This window comes from Polaromonas sp. P1_G2 (assembly GCF_056405515.1).
Map to the genome: position 1 here is coordinate 1 of NZ_JBFUBY010000891.1, position 521 is coordinate 521.

The window sequence follows — 521 nt, forward strand, 5'->3', positions numbered from 1 at the left end:
ACGCTTGCCGGGATAGAGAACCTCGTCATCAATGCCACTGGCTACACGATGAACGAGGTCGACATTACCGGCGCCCAGGGCACCAACACATTGCTGCTGCGCGGCGCGTCGATCAATGTCACGACATTCGACCAGGCCGACCAGATCGCCATCATGGCCGGCGCAGCCACGATCACGGCCGGAGGCGGCGACGATCTCGTGGTGATCTCAGGCACCGATGTCAATTCTTCGACCGTGCATGGTAACGACGGCAACGATACGCTGAGCGGCGGCAGCGGCCAGGATTCGATCTATGGCGACGATGGCGACGACAGTCTGACCGCCGGCAACGGGCGCAGCCACCTCTATGGCGGCGCCGGCAACGACACACTGTCGCTGTCGTCGGTCAACGCCAACAATGGCACCGGGCGGGCGATCATCGATGGCGGCGCCGACCATGATACGCTGACGCTGGATTTTTCGAACCTGAGCATGGCGTTCAAGGGGAATTTCGGGGCATCGACCGCGACGCTGTCTGACGG

General features: G+C 62.6%; 1 protein-coding gene. It reads left to right on the top strand.

Features of this window, described 5'->3' with window-relative positions; genetic code table 11:
- Positions 1–521 (top strand): calcium-binding protein (locus AC1D0P_RS28190; RefSeq protein WP_477679749.1); only part of this gene is annotated, 521 nt, incomplete at both ends.